The organism is Ruegeria meonggei, assembly GCF_042768335.1.
Taxonomy (GTDB): Bacteria; Pseudomonadota; Alphaproteobacteria; order Rhodobacterales; family Rhodobacteraceae; genus Ruegeria; species Ruegeria meonggei.
In genome coordinates this window covers 1188092-1205903 of sequence record NZ_JAXHBT010000001.1, presented here as the reverse complement: position 1 = coordinate 1205903, position 17812 = coordinate 1188092, and the positions used below count along the sequence as shown (strand labels likewise).

Genomic DNA, 17812 nt, shown 5'->3' with positions numbered 1-17812 from the left:
TGCTTAAGGCCACCAGAATGCTACCTGTCACAAGAAGGGCAGAACCCGCCACGGGCCTAAGTAGGATGTGCGGCGGGTTTGCACAAGGGGTCAGGCGTCAACTGTTTCGTGCAACGCAGTCCGCATCTTGCCCAAATGCTCATCCCAGCCTTTGTCCAGCGCCAGGATAAGCCCGAACGCTTCGGCGGTTTGGGGCAGGCCTTCATGGTGCAGCCCCAAGCGGGTACCGCCTGCGACGGGTTCCAAGGTCCATTTGACCACGCTGATCGCATCACCCATGGGTTTCACCGTAAAGGTGTACTCCAGGTATTCAGGCGGGCGGGCAACGCGCACCTCGCCCCAGATCAGCAGATCGCCACTGGTGGTTCCGAACATCTCAAGCTTTTGATTTGCCGCCAGAGGGCGCACGGGCTTGTGGAACCATTCTGCCAGGCGATCAGGCTCGGTCAGATAAGCCCAGACTGTTTCAGGTTCAGCCTGCAGGAAGATCGATTTTTGCAAAACGGATTTAGTCACTTTTTATTCCTTTCAATGGCTTCTTTAAGATTGTTCAAGCGATCATCCCAGAACTGGTCAAAATAGCTGAGCCAGTCCAGAACAGGGGCCATCCCCTTGGGTTCCAGTCGGTTGATACGTTCCCGTCCGCGCGCCTCAACCGTGATGAGACCGCCATCGGACAATACGGTCAGGTGCTTTTTGACAGCTGCGCGGGTCATTTCAAATTGATCGGTCAATTGCGCGATCGTCATGTCCTGCGCAGCAAGCATCTGTACGATGTCCCTGCGGGTTGGGTCGGCAAGCGCACGAAACGCGTTTTGAGTTTGTGTCTGCATTCGATACACCGTTAGTGATACCATTTGGTATCTCATTGATAAGATACTGATTGGTATCATGTCAAGTGCGATGATGTTCTTGATTTATGTTCATGAATTGTTCACATTTCAAACATGACATTAGATCTACAGCCCGGACAAAAGCTCGCGCGTGGTGTTTCACGGCACCTGTTGACCCATGGGTTTGTTTCTGTTGAGGAATTCGTGCCAACACGCGGATTGCGCGTGGATGTCATGGGGCTGGGTTCAAAGGGTGAGCTGTGGGTGATCGAATGCAAATCCAGCCGCGCCGATTATCAGTCGGATGCCAAATGGCAGGGTTATATGGAGTGGTGTGATCGATTCTTCTGGGCAGTCGATACCGATTTTCCTACCGATCTGCTGCCGCCCGAGACAGGCCTGATCATCGCCGATGCTTATGACGCCGAGATTGTGCGCATGGCCCCGGAGGACAAGGTTGCGCCGGCGCGGCGCAAGAAACTGATCCAGAAATTTGCGACGGATGCCGCCCGCCGTCTACACGCAATGCGCGACCCTCGGATCTGAGAGGTCAGCCTTGCACCGCGCGCGCAGCCTCAGCGGCCGCACGGATTTCGTCTGCGATTTCTTCGGCTTCCTCGGGTTCGAAATCCATCGGGATCTCAACACCATCGGCCTCAATGAAAAGTCGCACCATGCCGTGATCAGTGGGGCCGATCTGCAGGTTTGCCTGAATGTCACGTTCGGTGTTGATGCTCATATGCGCCTCCGGGGATCAGAGATTGTGCTAGCGCGCAAAGGGTTGAGAATCAAGCCGCCTTTGCTATCCAATAAGGAATGCAGGATGTTCTGATCAGACCCTTTCGCGCCTCCGACGCCCCGTGGCTGGTTATGCAGCACGGCCTGCTCTATGCGCGCGATGAGGGGTTTGATGAGACCTTCGCCCCCCTTGTTCACAGTATCCTGACCGACTTTGTCGCCGGGCATGATCCGACCCGGGAAAGGGGTTGGATTGCCGAGCGGGCAGGCGAGAGGCTGGGCAGCATCTTTTGTGTTGCGCTTGACGAAAAAACAGCAAAGTTGCGTCTGTTCCTGCTGATGCCTCAGGCCCGCGGGTTGGGGTTGGGCAAGCGGATGTTGGGTACCTGTATGGCGTTCGCGCGCAGTGCCGGATTCACAGAAATGAGGCTGTGGACCCACGAAAGCCACGAGGCCGCCTGCAGGCTTTACCGGGCTTCGGGGTGGCACTTGCTGAACAGCAAACATGTGCATTCCTTTGGGGTCGATCTTGTCGAACAAAGCTGGAAAATTCAGCTTTAATCCTCTTGCATTCCGTGGGCGCGTTCGGTACATCGCCCCACACGAGTGCCGCCTTAGCTCAGTTGGTTAGAGCGCTGGATTGTGGATCCAGAGGTCGCCGGTTCGAATCCAGCAGGCGGTACCATTTTCAAACAAATCTCAACTCCTTCAGCCCGATTGACTGGAGTTTGGCGCTGCGAAAATGTTGTGAATAGCCTGCTGCCGCTGTGAAGGCGCCCATAGGTCAAATCTGCATCAGGCAGAGTTCAACAACGGCTTCAGATCGAGCCCACGCACTGCAAACAGGGCAATCAGACGCTGGCGCTGTTCGTCGTTAAGAAGCTCAATTGCCTTGCGATGCACCCCAAAAGTGGCCGACGGGGTAGTTTCTGCGTTAGAGATAACCTTGTTGATCAGTTGCGGTGAATACTCTTTCCACACCCCTAGGTGTTGGCCGGCAAATTCTCCGAAATACCGGTCGACATTGCCTTCGTTCCTGATGCAAGAGGCAAACAATAACATGAATTCCGTTGGCCGTTGTTTGGATGCAAACAAGGCTTGAACTGAACCATGGGACTCGGCGACTTCATCCAGCACGCGCAGCACCAGTTGGCGATTGACCGGATACGGAGTCTCGTAGGCGGTGGTGGCTTCGATATCGTTGGCCGTCATGTTCAGGTCCATCACTTTCAGGCTTTCATTCAGCCAGCCCTGATGGAATTCGGCGTTCGGAGGATGGAAAGTGGATAGTCCGCGATTTTGTTCGTCAAAGAACTCTTCCGGATCGAAATCGCGCAGAAAAATGTTCTTTCCGTCCAGTATGAGCATCCTGTCGCAGTCAGCGATCCGCGCTGAGGCCAGTTTCAGGGCCTGCTGCATCCGATAGCCATTGCCGCCGCGCCAGCCTTGCGCAGAGGCAAAAGGCAGGCGATGCCGGTTGTCCACATAAAGCCACTCAAACAAACTGCGGCGGGTTTTACGCGGCACGTTCAGCAGCACCTCATCGCCGCCGACGATCCGGACTTTGGCGGCATGAGGGCCGTACTCCGGGCGCATTTCTTCCAATGTGCGGCGGATATCGCCCTCATTCACATCGTTGATGACCAAGTTGATATCGTTGATAATTTCCGGGCGCACCAATAACGCCAGCGATCGAGCCTGATATCGCACGAGATCCAGATCACCAGAAAAAACGATAGTGACAAGGCTAATCAAGGCCGAATTCCCTAATAAATCTTGTTCTGCGACGCGAATGCCCGTGGTCAGCGCGCCAGCTTCAGGCGGAACTGCATTTTGGCTTTTTTGGCAGCTGGCAGGTGCCGATTGAGCCGCTTGTTCACCAGACCAAATCCCCCGATCACAACCAGCGTCAGCAGGATAAAATAGAAGGCCAGAATGGGATAGGGGACAAACGGGTTAAAGGTCTTGTCGGCAAAATAGCTGGCGTAGTACAGCGCATCGCCGCGTTGTTGCCACGCGGGAAATGCCGAGAAGAAGACAAGTGTGGTGGCGTGGAACAGAAAGATCGCCTCGTTCGTGTAGGCGGGCCATGCCAGCCGCAGCGTGGTCGGCCAAACGACCCGGCGGAACCGCGACCAGCCGGACATGCCATAGGCGTCTGCTGCCTCGATATCCCCTTTTGGGATTGAGCGCAGCGCGCCATAAAAGATCTCACCCGAATAGGCAGCCGTGTTGAAGAACAGAACGATCAGAGCACCAAGCCAGGCTGACGTGAACCCGTCGAACATCGGGTAGGGTTTTTTCAGCGAGAGAAAGAGGAAATACGCAAAGAAGAACTGGATGAACAGCGGCGAGCCGCGGAAGATAAAGATGAACCACTCGGACGGTTTGCGCAGCCATATGTTGCTGGACGCCTTGCCGACGGCCAGCGCCGTCGCCAGGAAGAACCCGGTCGCCAGCGCCATGATGCCGAAATAGACGTTCCAGATCATGCCAGACCCGATCAGGGTGAACTGTTCGCACAAGGTGAAATCAGACTTGGGCAGCAGACGCTCACCCAGACCGATGGACCGCAGGCCGTAATCCTGGATGGTCTGCAAGCAGCTCATGCCGTGGTCTCCTTGCGCAGCAGTTCGCCGCCCGATGTGGCCTGCCCATGGGCCAGGCGTCGCATCAGTTTCTCGAGTCCAATCTCAGAGACACGGGTCATGCCAAGGTAGAAGACCAGCAGAAACAGAAAGTACCACATGCGCCAATCGCCATGCGGGTAGGCGGTGAATTTGGATGTCTTGGTTCCACCCAGTTCGCGTGCCCAATAGACGATATCCTCGACCCCTAGCAGGAACAAAAGCGGTGTGGCCTTGATCAAAACCATCCATAAATTCGACAGGCCGGGCAGGGCATAAACCCACATCTGCGGCACAAGGACACGCCAGAAAGTCTGACGGCGTGACATGCCATAGGCTTCGGCCGTCTCTAGCTGGGCATGCGGAACGGCTCGCATGCCACCAAACAGCACGTTGGCAGCAAAGGCCCCAAAGACGATCGAGAAGGTGATGACTGCCAGAAAGAACCCGTAGGTCTCGTGCATCCATTCCGGCGAAGAGCCCAGCGGTAATTTGGCGGCTTGGCACACCAGAAAGTCGTTGCCCTGACGGATCGGATCGGTCCAGTCGGGGCAAAGGATTTTATGACGGGTCCATTCAAACGCCTGGTCCAGCGCGATCACAAAGAACATGAAAAAGGCGATATCCGGTACGCCGCGAACTACGGCGATGTAGCCTTTGCCCAGCCAGCTAAGCGGCGGGAAATGCGACCGGGCGGCCATTGCTCCGGCAAAGCCGAACCCCAGCGCAACGGGCGCAGTCACTGCCAACAAGGCCAAAACCTTGAGGAAGGACAAATAGAAGGACCAATGCACTCCGTTGGTCAAGTAGCAGGAAAACCAACGAAACGTGTCCAGAACATCGGGATCAGAGCAGAACGAGAAAATGGCAGGCCTCATACACTAGCGAGGGCTCAGCGGCAGCGCGCCCCAAATCGTAAGGGCGCGCTACTTGTGCAGAAAAATCAGAAGGTCGAAGACACTTCCCATTTGCTGATCAGCGTGTTCAGGCTGCCATCATCCTTCATCGATTGAATGGCTGCGTTGAACTTTTCTTTCAGCTCGGCATCCGATTCACGAACGCCCATGCCGACGCCACCACCCAGAGGGACTTCGTCGGCGACAAAACGCAGATCACCGTCTTCTTCAACGATGGGGGCCAGGAAGGACTTGTCTGCCAGAACCGCGTCAGCTTCGCCGTTGCGAACAGCGGCGAGGGTTTCATCCGGGCTTGAGAATTCTACCAGAGTTGCACCGGATTCGGCGATGTACCCGGCCTGAATGGTACCGGTCTGCGCTGCGACAACGCCACTTGTGACGTCTACGTCGTCGGACATCGCAACATAGGCCGATGGGTCCGGCGGTGTGTAGTTCTGGGTAAAGTCGATCACTTCATCGCGTTCGTCAGTGATCGACATACCCGCGATGATGACGTCGTAGTTACCCGAGACCAGGTTTGGAATGATCGAGTCCCAGTCATTCTTGACCCATTCGCATTCCAGGTTGGCGCGCTTGCACAGCTCATCGCCCAGTTCACGCTCAAAACCGTCGATCTCGCCGGCATCGTTGATAAAGTTCCAAGGTGCGTAAGCGCCTTCAGTGCCCATCCGAACCGTGTCGGCCATGGCAATACCAGCTGTCAGCGCAAGCGCTGCTGTGGTCAGAATCAGGTTTTTCATTGGTTACTCCCCAGTTTAGTTCTGTTCTGATTTTACGCCGCCTGAGTGGCGGAGAGAAAGCCCTGAAGTCGTTCTGATTCAGGGGTAGTAAAGATATCTTCCGGCAGGCCCTCTTCTTCGATCAGGCCTTGGTGAAGAAAAACGACATGGCTTGAGATATCGGCAGCCATCTTCATGTCGTGGGTCACGATGATCATAGTCCGGCCTTCGGCGGCCAGATCCTTGATTACCTTGATAACTTCCTGTTCCAGTTCCGGGTCCAGCGCTGAAGTAGGTTCATCAAACAGCAGCGCTTCGGGTTCCATGCACAGGCCGCGGGCAATGGCCGCGCGTTGCTGCTGACCGCCAGACAGCTGCGCAGGGTAGACGTCGCACTTGTCGCCGATCCCGACCTTTTCCAGATATTTGCGTGCGCTGTCCTCGGCTTCGGCCCGGTCACGCCCCAGCACGGTAACCGGAGCCTCCATCACGTTTTGCAGGATTGTCATATGGGCCCACAGGTTGAACTGTTGGAATACCATCGACAGGTTGGTGCGAATGCGCAGCACCTGCTTGGGGTCTGCGGGACGGCGTCCGTGGCCATCGCCGATCCAGCGTACCGGCTCGCCCTTGAACAGGATCTCGCCCTGTTGGCTGTCCTCCAGCAGGTTGCAGCAGCGCAGAAGCGTGGATTTGCCCGACCCGGATGATCCAATCAGGGATACGACATCCCCGCGCCTTGCCGTAATATCGACCCCCTTCAGCACTTCCAGATTGCCGAAGCTTTTGTGGAGGTTCTTGATCTCGATTACGGGAGTGGAATCTGTCACGGGTGGTCCAGGTGTTATTGGTGTTGGTGCGGTACTAGGGCTTAAAAATCGGGGCAATGCAATGCGCAATTGACGCGTTTGGGTTCGGAAACTGCCAAATTGACCAGACGTTTTGGCCAAATCGGTCAGGGACTAAGCTGATTGACCGTGTCCTGATCAGGATTTGAGACGCAAAGATATTCGTCAGCGGAAATGTCGATCAGGTCGTGCAAATGCAGCAGGCGGCGATCTTCGGCCGGCAGGGCGTGAATGGCGGCGCGAACGGCGCGTGCAATTTCGGACGCATTCTGTCCGTTGGCGGTGATATAGGGCAGGGCAGGAGTAGGCTCGGTTGCATCGATCTCGCGCAGGGTGGTGCCCATATCGGTGTGTTCCTTCAACAGCTCCCATGTCAAAGCATCCAACGCGGCATAGTCGGCATGCCCGTCTGCGACGGCACGCGCCGAATGCACATGCCCTCCGGTTTGATGGATGGTCGCGGGTATCAGGTCGCGTTGTGCAAGGTGAACCAAAGGCGCGGCCCAGCCGGACTGAGACAGGGCCTCATTAAACGCGAATATGCCACCGATCAGCTGATCCAGGCCTCGCTGATCGTCCTGCCGTGCCACCAGGATCGAGCGGTAGTGGCCGGGCGGACACCCGACCAATCCGTAATCAGGTGTGCCAATCAATTGCACTTTGCCGTGCAGGCGGGTGCGGTACGGCATCCCACAGGTCTGCGCAAAGACAAGATCGGAGTTCAGCCAGATCTCCCACACATCGGCATCGCGGGTCAGGTGGACAGGGCCATACCCCAGATGAGAGCGAATCAAAGTCCAGAGCCGGTCGTTGGCCGGTTGCAGGGCAGGCATGTCATACATGCCCAGCATCGCAATCACGCTTTAGCAGCCTTTTGACGGGCCAGAGCGGAATCCACGTCGCTGACACCCAGCAGGCTTACGACAAGCCGCAGCAGCGAATCCTCTTCGCCGGTGCGCTGCCCATCAGCCAAGGCAACCGACCACATCGCCTGTACGACGGCGAGGCGGTTATCATAATCCACGGCTTCTTTGATTGCGCGGGTAAAGCGGACGGTGTCGGGGGCCTCGGCCTCAAGATCTTCGGCGCGGGCGCGCAGACCGGCGGCCTCGAACGGAGACAGACCATAACGCTCGGCCGAAATCCGGTCGATTCTGGACATTTCGCTGTCGGCATAGTCGTTGTCAGAACGCGCAATACGCACCAACAGGGCTGTCAGGGCCAGGCGGGCGTCATCATGGGCAAGCGGGGCGGGCTGGGGCTGCGTAAGCCGGGACAGGAAATCACTAAACATGTGCTAGATATAGATGGCGTCTAACGCTCTTCCAAGCGCCTTTGCATCCGTTCGCGCGCGGTCTGACTGTCTTTATAGCTCAGACCCATGGCGATACGGGATTCTTCCACAATCTTCATCTCGCCCTCGTCCGAATTGCCATCAGCCAGAACGACCTCCCACAGGGCATCCAACGCGGCCAGACGTTCCTGCAAGTCGGTGGTCTCGCGGATCAGTTTGCCGAACGTGTCGGTGTCCGGGGCAGCCGCGTGCAGCTTTTCGCAGGTGGCCCGGACCTTGGCGGCCTCGATCGCGTTGTGCTGGTAAAGCCGGGCAAGGATGCGATCGATCAGGCTGATTTCTTCGAGTTTGTAATCCCGATCCGCCTGTGCCACACGCACCATAAGCGCCCCAAGCGCCAGTTCAGCATCCGGGTCGGGCAGGTTGTCGTGTTGCGGCGGGCGAAAGGCCTGAAAGAGCTTTTTCAACATAGGGGGACATTATTCCATATTTTGTGGGCCGCCAAGCACGGACTACCCGTCATAGCCCGATAATCATAAGTTTGCCGGTTTACGGGATTCCACCTGAAGTTGCTGTCGTGATGCGAGGGGTCAGCCCCCATGCAGTGCCTGTTTTGCCTGTTCCTGCAACCAGCCCAGCATAAGGCGGTATGGCACCGGTCCATAGCTGATCCGCGCCACGCCCAGCGATGCCAGCGTGGCCGTGTCCGGCGTGCCGGGCAGTGCGATAATGTTGACCGGTAATTCCGTCGATTCGCACAACCTGGCGATCATGGCTTCGTCCTTCAGGCCGGGGGCAAAAAAGCCGCTGGCCCCAGCGTCTGTATAGGCTTGCGCCCGCGCAATGGCATCATCCAGCATCGCGTCACTATGGGTTTCCGGTTTGGCCTTGAGGAAGATATCGGTCCGTGCGTTGATAAAAGCAGGAACGCCCGCCGCATCGGATCCTTCGCGCATGGCAGCAACGCGTGCAGCCTGGGTTTCGATGTCATAGAGATCACTGGTTCCAACGATTTGGTCTTCGAAATTGAAGCCGACGACACCGGTTTCAAGTGCGCGCTGAACATTGCTGGCAATGCCCAAAACATCCTTGGAATACGCCCCTTCAAAATCCAGAGAGACCGGCAAATCAACGGCCGTCACGATACGGCCGACATTGTCCAGTGCTGCCTCGAGTGGAAGGTTCTGGCCGTCGCCGAAGCCCTGCGCCATCGCAACCGGTGCGCTGCCGGTGGCAATTGCCTTGGCACCGGCGTCACGAACGGCCCCGGCGCTGCCGGAATCCCAGATATTGTACAGGATTACGGGGTCGCCCTTTTTGTGCAGGGCGGCAAAATTCTCTGCCTGGGTGATTTGATTGCTCATGGCCGGTCTCCTGTCGGTTGTTCCCGACAGTTAACCGCGCAAACGACCGGCGCGTACAGAATTTTCACGCCGACCGATACAATGTCGCAAAGCGCCTTGTGTCAGACCAGGCGCGAGCTGTCTTTCGCTGCGCGCACAAAGTCACGAAACAGAGGATGTGGAGCAAACGGCTTGGACTTGAGCTCCGGATGGTACTGGACCCCAATGAACCAGGGGTGGTCCGACCATTCGACGATTTCCGGCAACCGGCCGTCCGGCGACATGCCCGAGAAGTTCAGCCCCGCCTTTTCCAGCTTTTCACGGTATTTGATGTCCACCTCGTACCGGTGGCGGTGGCGTTCTTCGATATTGGTTCCGCCGTAAACCCCGGCCACTGTTGAGCCTTCTGCCAGAACCGCATCATAAGCGCCCAGTCGCATTGTGCCGCCTTTGTCGTCGCCCACTTTGCGCTCGACCTTGTGGTTGCCCTGCACCCATTCTTTAAGGTGGTAAACAACCGGTTCAAAACGCTTTTTACCGGCCTCGTGGTCAAACTCTTCCGAGCCTGCCTCGGTTATTCCCGCGACATTCCGGGCGGCTTCGATGACCGCCATCTGCATGCCCAAACAAATGCCCAAGTAGGGTACTTTGTGTTCGCGCGCGTACTGAGCTGCTTTAATCTTGCCTTCAGTGCCGCGTTCGCCAAAGCCACCGGGAACAAGAATGGCGTGGAAACCTTCGAGATGCGGGGCGGCGTCTTCGGTGTCGAACACCTCGGCATCGACCCATTCGACCTTGACCCGAACCCTGTTGGCCATGCCGCCATGGGTCAGGGCCTCGGCAATCGATTTATAGGCGTCCTCAAGCTGTGTGTATTTGCCGACGATTGCGACCTTCACTTCGCCCTCGGCGTTATGGATGCGGTCGCTGACGTCTTCCCATTTTGTCAGATCGGGCTTTGGCGCGGGGCTGATCTGGAACGCGTCCAGAACTGCCTGATCCAATCCCTCACGGTGATAGGCCAGTGGCGCATCGTAGATGGTGCTGAGATCCTGCGCAGCAATAACCGAGTCGGGACGCACGTTACAGAACAGCGCCAGTTTTTCACGCTCCTTGGTCGGGATCGGCCCCTCGGACCGGCAGACCAAAATATCGGGAGCCAGGCCAATAGAACGCAATTCCTTGACCGAGTGCTGCGTTGGCTTGGTCTTCAACTCGCCCGAGGCTTTGATAAAGGGCAGCAGGGTCAAGTGCATGAACAGACATTGACCACGGGGCTTGTCCTGGCTGAACTGACGGATGGCTTCAAAGAAGGGCAGTCCTTCGATATCGCCGACGGTGCCGCCGATCTCGCACAGCATAAAGTCGACCTCATCCTCTCCGATGGCGATGAAGTCCTTAATCTCATTGGTGACGTGCGGGATCACCTGAATGGTCTTGCCGAGGTAGTCTCCACGGCGCTCTTTCTCGAGAACGTTGGAATAGATCCGGCCCGAACTGACAGAGTCGGTCTTGCGTGCGGCCACACCCGTGAACCGTTCGTAATGCCCAAGGTCCAGATCGGTTTCGGCACCATCATCGGTTACGAAAACCTCACCATGTTCAAACGGCGACATCGTGCCGGGATCGACGTTCAGATAGGGGTCCAGCTTGCGCAAGCGCACCGAATACCCTCGCGCTTGCAACAGCGATCCCAAGGCCGCCGAGGCCAGTCCTTTACCCAAGGACGAGACCACACCACCTGTAATGAAAATAAAACGCGCCATGTTTTTCGGCTGCTCCCGTGAGACGTCAAAATCAGCTGCCCGGCGGCTTGAAAAAACCGCAGCACCACGGGACTTTACACATAAAGGATTCGCGCCCATAGCGCAAGAGAACCGCAAGATGCTGTTGCAGCTCTCTTTCAGTATTCTAGGTTTTGTGGATCAGTTGGCCTGCGGAATCAGTGGCGCATTGTCGCCCTGTGTCGGAGGCAACAGATCATCTGCCGACGGAACCGCCGGTGTGCTTTCCTCAACCGCGGCTGGTGCCGGAACACCCAGACGGTCGATAACGGAGCTGCCCGAGGATTTCTGAGCCGCCAGAATGGTCAGCGTGATCGACGTGACAATAAAGCAGGCCGCCAATATCCAGGTAACCTTGCCCAACGCGGTCGCAGCCGCACGTCCGGTCATGGCGCCACCGCCACCGCCGCCCATACCCAGGCCACCGCCTTCGGACCGCTGCATCAGAACAACGGCAATCAGGCCCAAAGCCAAGAGAAGGTGGATGATGAGAACGACGTTTTCCATGGTGTTCCTGTACAGCGTGGCGTGTATCGCGTGGTACTTATGCAAGTTTGCCAGCGGGGGCAAGGGAGGAGTTGCCATCACCGCACGTGATGCAATTTATCACAGCAAAGAGACTGGACAGCCGTGCATATGCTGACGCAACCTGCCGCTCATGCCACATGATGATCACGACCACCCGCACGCCCTGTTGCCGCCTGAACCTGCGCTCCGCGTCAAGGCGCTCGAGACGATTCTGACCCGCAAAGGGCTGATCGACCCGGCAGCACTGGATGAGATAATCGACACCTATCAGAACAAGATAGGCCCCAAGAACGGCGCGCGCGTCGTGGCCAAGGCGTGGAGCGACCCTGAGTTCAAAAAGGCTCTGTTGGAAGACGCCACACAGGTCGTAGCCGATCTGGGTTTTTACGGACGGCAGGGCGAACATTTGGTGGTAGTTGAAAACACAGCCGACCAGCACAACATGGTCGTTTGCACCTTGTGCAGCTGCTACCCGTGGCCGCTGTTAGGTATTCCGCCAGGGTGGTACAAGTCCGACGCTTACCGCGCCCGCGCTGTACGTGAGCCGCGCAAGGTGTTGGCCGAGTTTGGAGTCGAACTGCCGGCGGAAACCGCCGTGCGCGTGTGGGATTCAACGGCCGAAATACGCTATCTGGTGTTGCCAATGCGCCCGGACGGCACCGAGGGAATGAGCGAGGATGACCTTGCGGATCTTGTCACCCGTGACAGCATGATCGGCACCGGCCTGGCACGGGTGCCCGCATGACCCGGGTTCACGATATGGGCGGACGGTTCGGGGACGGCCCCGTGGTGCCTGAGACCGAGGACGGCCCGGTTTTTGCCGAAGACTGGCACGGGCGTGCTTTGGCTGTAACACTGGCGGCTGGGTTTTTGGGGCAGTGGAATATCGACAAATCCCGCCACACCCGTGAAAGGCTGTCACCGAAGGATTACGCCAGGTTTTCATATTATGAGAAGTGGATATCGGGCCTGGCTGATCTGTTGGTGGATAACGGTGTGCTGTACCCTGAAGACTTGATTGGTGACGAAAATGACAGCTCGCATCCCTTGTCTTCGCGGGTCTTGCAGGTTCAGGCCGTACCAAAGGCCCTCGCAAAAGGAGGCCCGGCTGATCGCCCATCTGATGTGCCTGCTCAGTTCGAAATCGGGCAGGCGGTTCAAACTCTGCATCCGGCCGCCAACCGCCTTGTCGATGGCGGACACACCAGATTGCCGGTTTACGCAGCCGGTGCAAAGGGCCGAATCCTACGGCTGCACGGTACGCATGTCCTGCCCGATTCCAATGCCCATGGTCTGGGCGAAGCGCCCGAACCTCTCTATGCCGTGGTCTTTCCGGCCTCAGAGCTCTGGGCCGATCCGGAGCACCCGCGGGATGAAGTTGTTTTAGACCTGTGGCAAAGCTACCTGGAACCCGCATGACGCTATGCAACACTCATTCCGCGCCGGAACCGGTTTTTGCCGAACCCTGGCACGCACAGGTATTCGCCGTCACCGTTGCATTGAACGAAGCGGGTCGGGTCGACTGGCCCGACTGGGCTGCACGGTTTTCGCAGACCCTGAAACGTCACGGGCTGGACCGAGAGTTGGACGGGGGCGACGACTACTTCCTCGCTTGGCTGGTAACCCTAGAGGAATTCCTGGTCGAGCAGGGCGCAGCCGCAACACAGGACGTCGCTAACCTCAGAAACGCTTGGGAAGAAGCCTATTTGACAACGCCGCATGGTCAGCCCGTTCGTCTGGCTGCACGTTAAGAAGGGGGCTCTGCCCCCGCCGCCCGTTCCGGGCGACTCCCCCGGGATATTTCGGGCCAGATGAACAAGGGATCCGATCTTCATCTGGCTAATAAATATCCCTGCCGGAGGCATCGCGCGCAGCGCGGTTGTTATCTGCGGCGAATTACCGGTTTCCCTGCCGCTTTGTCCCCGTTATACGAGCCGAGTTTGAAAACTCAGCGCAAAAGGACCAGATATGGCCAATGTGGTTGTTGTCGGCGCCCAGTGGGGTGACGAGGGAAAAGGCAAGATTGTCGACTGGCTTAGCGAACGGGCAGACGTAATCGCGCGTTTTCAAGGCGGACATAATGCCGGTCATACGCTGGTTATCGATGGTGAGGTTTATAAACTGCATGCGCTGCCTTCGGGTGTCGTGCGCGGCAGCAAGCTAAGCGTCATTGGCAACGGCGTTGTGCTGGACCCATGGCATCTTCTCAAGGAAATTGGAACGATCCGTGCACAGGGTGTCGATATTTCGCCCGCGACACTGATGATCGCAGAAAATACGCCGTTGATTCTGCCGATTCACGGAGAGTTGGACCGCGCGAGGGAAGAAGCGGCCTCCAAGGGCACGAAGATTGGCACAACTGGCCGCGGTATCGGCCCGGCCTATGAGGATAAGGTTGGGCGCCGGTCCGTACGCGTTGCCGATCTGGCGGATGAGGCAACGCTTGAAGCCCGTGTTGACCGCGCCCTTCAGCACCACGACCCTCTGCGCAAAGGTTTGGGAATCGAACCAGTTGACCGGGACGCGCTTATCGCTCAACTGAAAGAGATAGCGTCGAAAATTCTGCCTTTTGCGGCCCCTGTCTGGAAAGTGCTGAATGAAAAGCGCAAAGCAGGAAAACGTATTTTGTTCGAGGGGGCGCAGGGCGCTCTGTTGGACATTGATTTTGGCACTTACCCGTTCGTGACGTCATCCAATGTCATCGCGGGCCAGGCTGCCACCGGGGTTGGCATTGGCCCGGGCTCAATCGATTTCGTTCTTGGCATTGTCAAAGCCTACACGACCCGAGTGGGTGAAGGTCCATTTCCAACCGAGCTGGACGACGACGATGGGCAGCGTCTGGGTGAACGTGGACATGAGTTTGGCACCACCACCGGACGTAAGCGCCGCTGCGGTTGGTTCGACGCGTGCCTTGTGCGCCAGACCTGTGCGACCAGTGGGGTGAACGGTATTTCGCTGACCAAACTTGACGTTCTGGACGGGTTTGAAACTCTGAAGATCTGTACCGGCTATAATCTGGACGGAGAGCATCTGGACTATCTGCCTACCGCCGCGGATCAGCAAGCGCGTTGCACGCCCATCTACGAGGAGATGCCAGGGTGGAGCGAATTTACCGAAGGCGCGCGCAGCTGGGCAGACCTGCCTGCCAACGCGATCAAATATGTGCGTCGTGTTGAAGAGCTGATCGACTGTCCGGTCGCGCTTCTTTCAACCAGCCCGGAGCGGGAAGACACCATTCTGGTGACCGACCCGTTTGCCGATTGATGGGGCAGGACGAGAAAACCGGTCTGAGCTATAAGGCGCGCCGTCGCTGGTCGCTGGTACTGCTGCTGGTAGGGTTGCCCGTCTACATCGTGGCTGTAGTGACCGTTGTAAACTGGCTGGATCGCCCGCCGATCTGGCTGGAGTTTCTGGTCTATGTCGGCTTGGGTATCTTGTGGGTTTTACCCTTCAAGTTTGTATTCAAGGGCGTGGGCAAGGAAGATCCGGATCAACCCACGGAATAGTTGTTGACGCTACCTGCGGATGAGATCCCTGCCATGATTGCCAGCAGCAGGCCTGTTGGACCTATCCAAAACGGATTTCATCGGTCTTGTCAGTTAGGCCGCAGACTGGGAATTGGATAGTGTCATGGCGTCGTTGAATAGGCGGGTACACGGTTTTCGAAGTCGATACCGTGCGTTGCATTCGCGTTGTTAACAAAGGCTTTGGTGTGACTGACCTCATCCTGACAGGCTCCCACGTGGCCTTGGTCTTCACTTTCTAAACTCAACCCGCGCGGTGGTCCGGCGTGGGCCAGCTTAGGATTGCACGCGCGATTGCGTGGTATTCGCCCGAAAGTTCTTCGGCCACGCTGAACGGAGTGGGCCAGGGCGTAGTGAGCGTGGCTTCAATCTGGCCTGTCGCAATATCAAGATCAGCTTTGTGTTTGGCAGCCAGGCGGCGCATCTTTTGATTGGTTGCCAGGCACAGCATGTGGACTTCGCGAATTCCGCGGTTTCGGGCGGCGGTGATGATCCGGGACAGCAGGGCGTCGCCGATACCGCGATCTTGCCAGGCTGATTCAACCGTAAAGGCGACCTCGGCCACTTGATTGTGACTGTCTGGCAGGATGCGCAATTCCCCCACGCCGCGCAGACGGGAATCCGGGAAGGCCCCGAACACCAAAGTGGCATTTTCGAACAGCCCGGACAGGTACGTCTGAACCGTTTCTGATTTGACCGAAATACCAAACCTGGAGGTCAAAGCATCGTCACTCAAGTTTTTGAAATGACTTATAACTTTCTGCTCGTCGTACTTTCTGAGACGCCGGATCGGGACTTCGTACATGGCGCAGCCTTTGCTAAAAAGAGACCTGACTTAGAGACCTCCTCCCCAGCAGACAGTAGCATTTTTCTGCATTGCAGCAAAGGTGCTGGACTACATTTCGGCGAAAATTGGAACACCAAAACCTCACCGCAAAAGAAAAAGGCCGAAGGAAACCCTCGGCCCATTTGATTTCTTTGGCAAAAAGTCAGCCTGCGGCGCGCTCGTCATCCGGGCGGAACCCGATCTGGGTCGAGGCCGCAAAGCGTCCGCCTCCGGCTTTTTCGATCTTGCCGTCCCGCAGCAACTGACCGAAAGAGCGCAGGCTTTCTTCGCGATTGAACTCATCCTGCTTGAGCGAGCGAATTTTGTTCATCAACTGTGGGCGCGAGAACTGCTCCTGGCCTTCGATAAAGGAAAGGTACGCAGCAGCGGCTTCCAGCAAATCTGGCAGGGATTGGGCCCCTTGTTCCTGTGCGAACAGAACAAACCCACCTTCGTCGGGCGTTTCATCTTCGGTATCCGACTTCACACGGCGGGGGGTCACCGGTCCTGCTTCTTCGGACTGGTTGTCGACACGTTGCTCCGCAACCAACTTGAGAGGCGCGGCAGCGTCAATGATGGGGCGCGCGCTGGTCACTTGAACATCCGGGCGGCGGGGGCTGACGACTGACGTCAGATCGCTGCGATAATCGTCGCCCTCACTTTCTTGCTTGATACCATCGGAAGCACCTCGCTCGGCCTCGGTCACCGCTACCGCTGCGCGCATGTGAGAGTAGGTTTCACGCTTGGTGTTGGTGGTCGGATCGCTCAATTGCTCACCAACTTTGTCCATCAAGCGCGATACATCTTCGTCCAGGCTCATTGGGTTAGCCGGTGTCTTGTCTGTGCGGCCGGCCAGATGGTTTTCGACCTCTGATATCTCTCTCAGCAGATCAAACTCGTCTTCTTCAGTCAAAGTGCCGGATTCTGCATCATCCATCCGGGGATGTTCGGCCTCGTCCCCAGCGCTTGTATCTTTAAGGATGTTGTCCACTTCCTCGCCTTCCGGTTCGGTCTCGGCGGAGTCATCCAAGTTGGAAAACATCGCATCAATGGTAACAGTTTCCTCAACTTCCGTTTCTGGTACCGCGTCATCTGACGTCAGAACCATTGGGCTTTTTTCGACCACATCTTCGATCTCGGGCTCAGCTTCGGCAGTGTCCTCCGCTTCAACCCGGATGTCTTCCTGTACGTCATTGCCGCTGTCCACCGGCTGTTCAATCTCGGTTTCGTTGGTTTCGCCCAGGTCCGAGGGGTCAAGCGACCCGGCTGCAAAGGCGGCGGCGACGGCATCTGACGGACCGGTCGCGTTTTTCATCAGGGCCGTCTCTTCGTCTTCAGTGTAGATCACCGCGTTTTCCTCGGAATGAGAAACAACTGCGCGGATACGCTGGAGTTTGGCCGCGATACTGTCGGCTGCTGGAGCAGGTGCGTCTTCAACGGGTTCCGCATCAGCGAACGCCGTATGAGGGGGGTGCGAGGGGGATGGTGCCGCTGCGGACGTGTTAACAACGTTCAATTCCGATGCAGCGGGTGCAGGCTGTGACGGGGTTGAGACCTGATCGGTGGCACGCAGAAGCAGACCTGATTCATTCTGGCTGGCTTCCACTTCTCTGGATGCATCGCGTTTTGCGATACGGGCCAGCATTTCGGTATCCGGTTGAGGAGGCTCCGATCCAAAGTAACGATCATCCGCAGAAAGATCACGAAAGTACTCTGCAATCGCTTTCATTGTTTCAAATGAATTGTCGAACCCTTCTAAAGTGCACGAGAAGGTTCCATAGGAAACGGTTAATACCTTGTTATTCTGTACCATCAGACGCACGTCCTCTAC

General features: G+C 57.1%; 23 protein-coding genes and 1 tRNA gene. 8 read left to right on the top strand and 16 right to left on the bottom strand.

Going from position 1 to position 17812, the window contains the following annotated elements; all coding sequences use genetic code 11:
* Positions 1-90 precede the first annotated feature (90 nt).
* Together SJY13_RS05990 and SJY13_RS05985 are read right to left on the bottom strand one after the other, a co-directional pair.
* Positions 91-516 carry an SRPBCC family protein gene (locus SJY13_RS05990; protein ID WP_377188893.1) on the bottom strand — a complete coding sequence of 142 codons (426 nt, stop codon included), beginning with the start codon at positions 514-516 and terminating at the stop codon, positions 91-93.
* Positions 513-833 carry an ArsR/SmtB family transcription factor gene (locus SJY13_RS05985; RefSeq protein WP_085821829.1) on the bottom strand — a complete coding sequence of 107 codons (321 nt, stop codon included), beginning with the start codon at positions 831-833 and terminating at the stop codon, positions 513-515. Before SJY13_RS05985 ends, SJY13_RS05990 begins: the two co-directional genes overlap by 4 nt.
* A gap of 114 nt (positions 834-947) precedes the next feature.
* On the opposite strand from SJY13_RS05985, the gene SJY13_RS05980 reads away from it, so the two are divergent.
* Positions 948-1379, top strand: coding sequence for an MmcB family DNA repair protein (locus SJY13_RS05980; RefSeq protein WP_085821828.1), 432 nt, complete (start codon positions 948-950; stop codon positions 1377-1379).
* Between the two features lie 4 nt (positions 1380-1383).
* On the opposite strand, the gene SJY13_RS05975 is transcribed toward SJY13_RS05980, so the two are convergent.
* Positions 1384-1572: a DUF6324 family protein gene (locus SJY13_RS05975; protein WP_377188888.1), complete on the bottom strand. Its 189-nt coding sequence runs from the start codon at positions 1570-1572 to the stop codon at positions 1384-1386.
* A gap of 77 nt (positions 1573-1649) precedes the next feature.
* On the opposite strand from SJY13_RS05975, the gene SJY13_RS05970 reads away from it, so the two are divergent.
* Positions 1650-2132 carry a GNAT family N-acetyltransferase gene (locus SJY13_RS05970; RefSeq protein WP_377188885.1) on the top strand — a complete coding sequence of 161 codons (483 nt, stop codon included), beginning with the start codon at positions 1650-1652 and terminating at the stop codon, positions 2130-2132.
* A 47-nt stretch (positions 2133-2179) separates the two neighbouring features.
* Positions 2180-2256, top strand: a tRNA-His gene (locus SJY13_RS05965).
* Positions 2257-2366: 110 nt separating this feature from the next.
* Here the strand turns inward: SJY13_RS05965 and SJY13_RS05960 are convergent.
* The 11 genes from SJY13_RS05960 to secG form a co-directional block, all read right to left on the bottom strand.
* A complete protein-coding gene (locus tag SJY13_RS05960; protein WP_377188882.1) occupies positions 2367-3326 on the bottom strand; it encodes a DUF6492 family protein in 960 nt (319 codons plus the stop codon).
* Between the two features lie 47 nt (positions 3327-3373).
* Positions 3374-4180 (bottom strand): ABC transporter permease, encoded by an 807-nt coding sequence (locus tag SJY13_RS05955; protein ID WP_377188879.1) that lies wholly within the window; start codon positions 4178-4180, stop codon positions 3374-3376.
* Positions 4177-5064 (bottom strand): ABC transporter permease, encoded by an 888-nt coding sequence (locus SJY13_RS05950; protein ID WP_085822018.1) that lies wholly within the window; start codon positions 5062-5064, stop codon positions 4177-4179. The genes SJY13_RS05955 and SJY13_RS05950 overlap by 4 nt, the downstream gene beginning before the upstream one ends.
* Positions 5065-5141: 77 nt before the next feature.
* Positions 5142-5855 carry a transporter substrate-binding domain-containing protein gene (locus SJY13_RS05945; protein ID WP_085821823.1) on the bottom strand — a complete coding sequence of 238 codons (714 nt, stop codon included), beginning with the start codon at positions 5853-5855 and terminating at the stop codon, positions 5142-5144.
* 32 nt (positions 5856-5887) lie between these two features.
* A complete protein-coding gene (locus SJY13_RS05940; RefSeq protein ID WP_085821822.1) occupies positions 5888-6664 on the bottom strand; it encodes an ABC transporter ATP-binding protein in 777 nt (258 codons plus the stop codon).
* Between the two features lie 125 nt (positions 6665-6789).
* Complete coding sequence (locus SJY13_RS05935; RefSeq protein ID WP_377193581.1) at positions 6790-7533, bottom strand: phosphate/phosphite/phosphonate ABC transporter substrate-binding protein; 744 nt, start codon at positions 7531-7533, stop codon at positions 6790-6792.
* 5 nt (positions 7534-7538) lie between these two features.
* The gene (locus SJY13_RS05930) at positions 7539-7976 is read right to left on the bottom strand and encodes a tellurite resistance TerB family protein (RefSeq protein WP_085821821.1); all 438 of its coding nucleotides are present in this window, start codon (positions 7974-7976) and stop codon (positions 7539-7541) included.
* 20 nt (positions 7977-7996) lie between these two features.
* Positions 7997-8446, bottom strand: a complete 450-nt coding sequence (locus SJY13_RS05925; protein ID WP_085821820.1) for a tellurite resistance TerB family protein — start codon at positions 8444-8446, stop codon at positions 7997-7999.
* 120 nt (positions 8447-8566) lie between these two features.
* Positions 8567-9340, bottom strand: a complete 774-nt coding sequence (locus SJY13_RS05920) for an isocitrate lyase/PEP mutase family protein (RefSeq protein WP_377188873.1) — start codon at positions 9338-9340, stop codon at positions 8567-8569.
* A 101-nt stretch (positions 9341-9441) separates the two neighbouring features.
* Positions 9442-11085 (bottom strand): CTP synthase, encoded by a 1644-nt coding sequence (locus SJY13_RS05915; RefSeq protein ID WP_085822016.1) that lies wholly within the window; start codon positions 11083-11085, stop codon positions 9442-9444.
* A 159-nt stretch (positions 11086-11244) separates the two neighbouring features.
* A complete protein-coding gene (gene secG / locus SJY13_RS05910) occupies positions 11245-11610 on the bottom strand; it encodes a preprotein translocase subunit SecG (RefSeq protein ID WP_085821818.1) in 366 nt (121 codons plus the stop codon).
* 151 nt (positions 11611-11761) lie between these two features.
* Between secG and nthA the strand changes: the two genes are divergently transcribed.
* From nthA to SJY13_RS05885, 5 genes are all read left to right on the top strand, one after another.
* The gene (gene nthA, locus SJY13_RS05905) at positions 11762-12376 is read left to right on the top strand and encodes a nitrile hydratase subunit alpha (RefSeq protein WP_377188868.1); all 615 of its coding nucleotides are present in this window, start codon (positions 11762-11764) and stop codon (positions 12374-12376) included.
* Positions 12373-13050, top strand: a complete 678-nt coding sequence (nthB, locus tag SJY13_RS05900) for a nitrile hydratase subunit beta (protein ID WP_377188865.1) — start codon at positions 12373-12375, stop codon at positions 13048-13050. Before nthA ends, nthB begins: the two co-directional genes overlap by 4 nt.
* Positions 13047-13382 carry a nitrile hydratase accessory protein gene (locus tag SJY13_RS05895; protein ID WP_377188862.1) on the top strand — a complete coding sequence of 112 codons (336 nt, stop codon included), beginning with the start codon at positions 13047-13049 and terminating at the stop codon, positions 13380-13382. The genes nthB and SJY13_RS05895 overlap by 4 nt, the downstream gene beginning before the upstream one ends.
* A 217-nt stretch (positions 13383-13599) precedes the next feature.
* A complete protein-coding gene (locus SJY13_RS05890; protein WP_377188859.1) occupies positions 13600-14895 on the top strand; it encodes an adenylosuccinate synthase in 1296 nt (431 codons plus the stop codon).
* Positions 14895-15137 carry a DUF2842 domain-containing protein gene (locus SJY13_RS05885; RefSeq protein ID WP_085821813.1) on the top strand — a complete coding sequence of 81 codons (243 nt, stop codon included), beginning with the start codon at positions 14895-14897 and terminating at the stop codon, positions 15135-15137. The genes SJY13_RS05890 and SJY13_RS05885 overlap by 1 nt, the downstream gene beginning before the upstream one ends.
* A 262-nt stretch (positions 15138-15399) precedes the next feature.
* Here SJY13_RS05885 and SJY13_RS05880 read toward each other — a convergent pair whose 3' ends face one another.
* Together SJY13_RS05880 and SJY13_RS05875 are read right to left on the bottom strand one after the other, a co-directional pair.
* A complete protein-coding gene (locus tag SJY13_RS05880) occupies positions 15400-15891 on the bottom strand; it encodes a GNAT family N-acetyltransferase (protein ID WP_377188855.1) in 492 nt (163 codons plus the stop codon).
* A 253-nt stretch (positions 15892-16144) separates the two neighbouring features.
* On the bottom strand, positions 16145-17710 hold the full coding sequence (locus SJY13_RS05875) for a hypothetical protein (RefSeq protein WP_377188852.1): 1566 nt from the start codon (positions 17708-17710) through the stop codon (positions 16145-16147).
* Positions 17711-17812 lie beyond the last annotated feature (102 nt).

What these genes read in the sequence shown, in the direction of transcription:
- SJY13_RS05920 (WP_377188873.1), bottom strand. Translation starts at nt 9,340, where the DNA reads ATGAGCAATCAAATCACCCAGGCAGAGAATTTTGCCGCCCTGCACAAA.
- SJY13_RS05875 (WP_377188852.1), bottom strand. Translation starts at nt 17,710, where the DNA reads ATGAAAGCGATTGCAGAGTACTTTCGTGATCTTTCTGCGGATGATCGT.
- SJY13_RS05980 (WP_085821828.1), top strand. Translation starts at nt 948, where the DNA reads ATGACATTAGATCTACAGCCCGGACAAAAGCTCGCGCGTGGTGTTTCA.
- nthB (WP_377188865.1), top strand. Translation starts at nt 12,373, where the DNA reads ATGACCCGGGTTCACGATATGGGCGGACGGTTCGGGGACGGCCCCGTG.
- SJY13_RS05885 (WP_085821813.1), top strand. Translation starts at nt 14,895, where the DNA reads ATGGGGCAGGACGAGAAAACCGGTCTGAGCTATAAGGCGCGCCGTCGC.
- SJY13_RS05895 (WP_377188862.1), top strand. Translation starts at nt 13,047, where the DNA reads ATGACGCTATGCAACACTCATTCCGCGCCGGAACCGGTTTTTGCCGAA.
- secG (WP_085821818.1), bottom strand. Translation starts at nt 11,610, where the DNA reads ATGGAAAACGTCGTTCTCATCATCCACCTTCTCTTGGCTTTGGGCCTG.
- SJY13_RS05970 (WP_377188885.1), top strand. Translation starts at nt 1,650, where the DNA reads ATGCAGGATGTTCTGATCAGACCCTTTCGCGCCTCCGACGCCCCGTGG.
- nthA (WP_377188868.1), top strand. Translation starts at nt 11,762, where the DNA reads ATGCCACATGATGATCACGACCACCCGCACGCCCTGTTGCCGCCTGAA.
- SJY13_RS05945 (WP_085821823.1), bottom strand. Translation starts at nt 5,855, where the DNA reads ATGAAAAACCTGATTCTGACCACAGCAGCGCTTGCGCTGACAGCTGGT.
- SJY13_RS05985 (WP_085821829.1), bottom strand. Translation starts at nt 833, where the DNA reads ATGCAGACACAAACTCAAAACGCGTTTCGTGCGCTTGCCGACCCAACC.
- SJY13_RS05890 (WP_377188859.1), top strand. Translation starts at nt 13,600, where the DNA reads ATGGCCAATGTGGTTGTTGTCGGCGCCCAGTGGGGTGACGAGGGAAAA.
- SJY13_RS05925 (WP_085821820.1), bottom strand. Translation starts at nt 8,446, where the DNA reads ATGTTGAAAAAGCTCTTTCAGGCCTTTCGCCCGCCGCAACACGACAAC.
- SJY13_RS05975 (WP_377188888.1), bottom strand. Translation starts at nt 1,572, where the DNA reads ATGAGCATCAACACCGAACGTGACATTCAGGCAAACCTGCAGATCGGC.
- SJY13_RS05935 (WP_377193581.1), bottom strand. Translation starts at nt 7,533, where the DNA reads ATGCTGGGCATGTATGACATGCCTGCCCTGCAACCGGCCAACGACCGG.
- SJY13_RS05955 (WP_377188879.1), bottom strand. Translation starts at nt 4,180, where the DNA reads ATGAGCTGCTTGCAGACCATCCAGGATTACGGCCTGCGGTCCATCGGT.
- SJY13_RS05915 (WP_085822016.1), bottom strand. Translation starts at nt 11,085, where the DNA reads ATGGCGCGTTTTATTTTCATTACAGGTGGTGTGGTCTCGTCCTTGGGT.
- SJY13_RS05930 (WP_085821821.1), bottom strand. Translation starts at nt 7,976, where the DNA reads ATGTTTAGTGATTTCCTGTCCCGGCTTACGCAGCCCCAGCCCGCCCCG.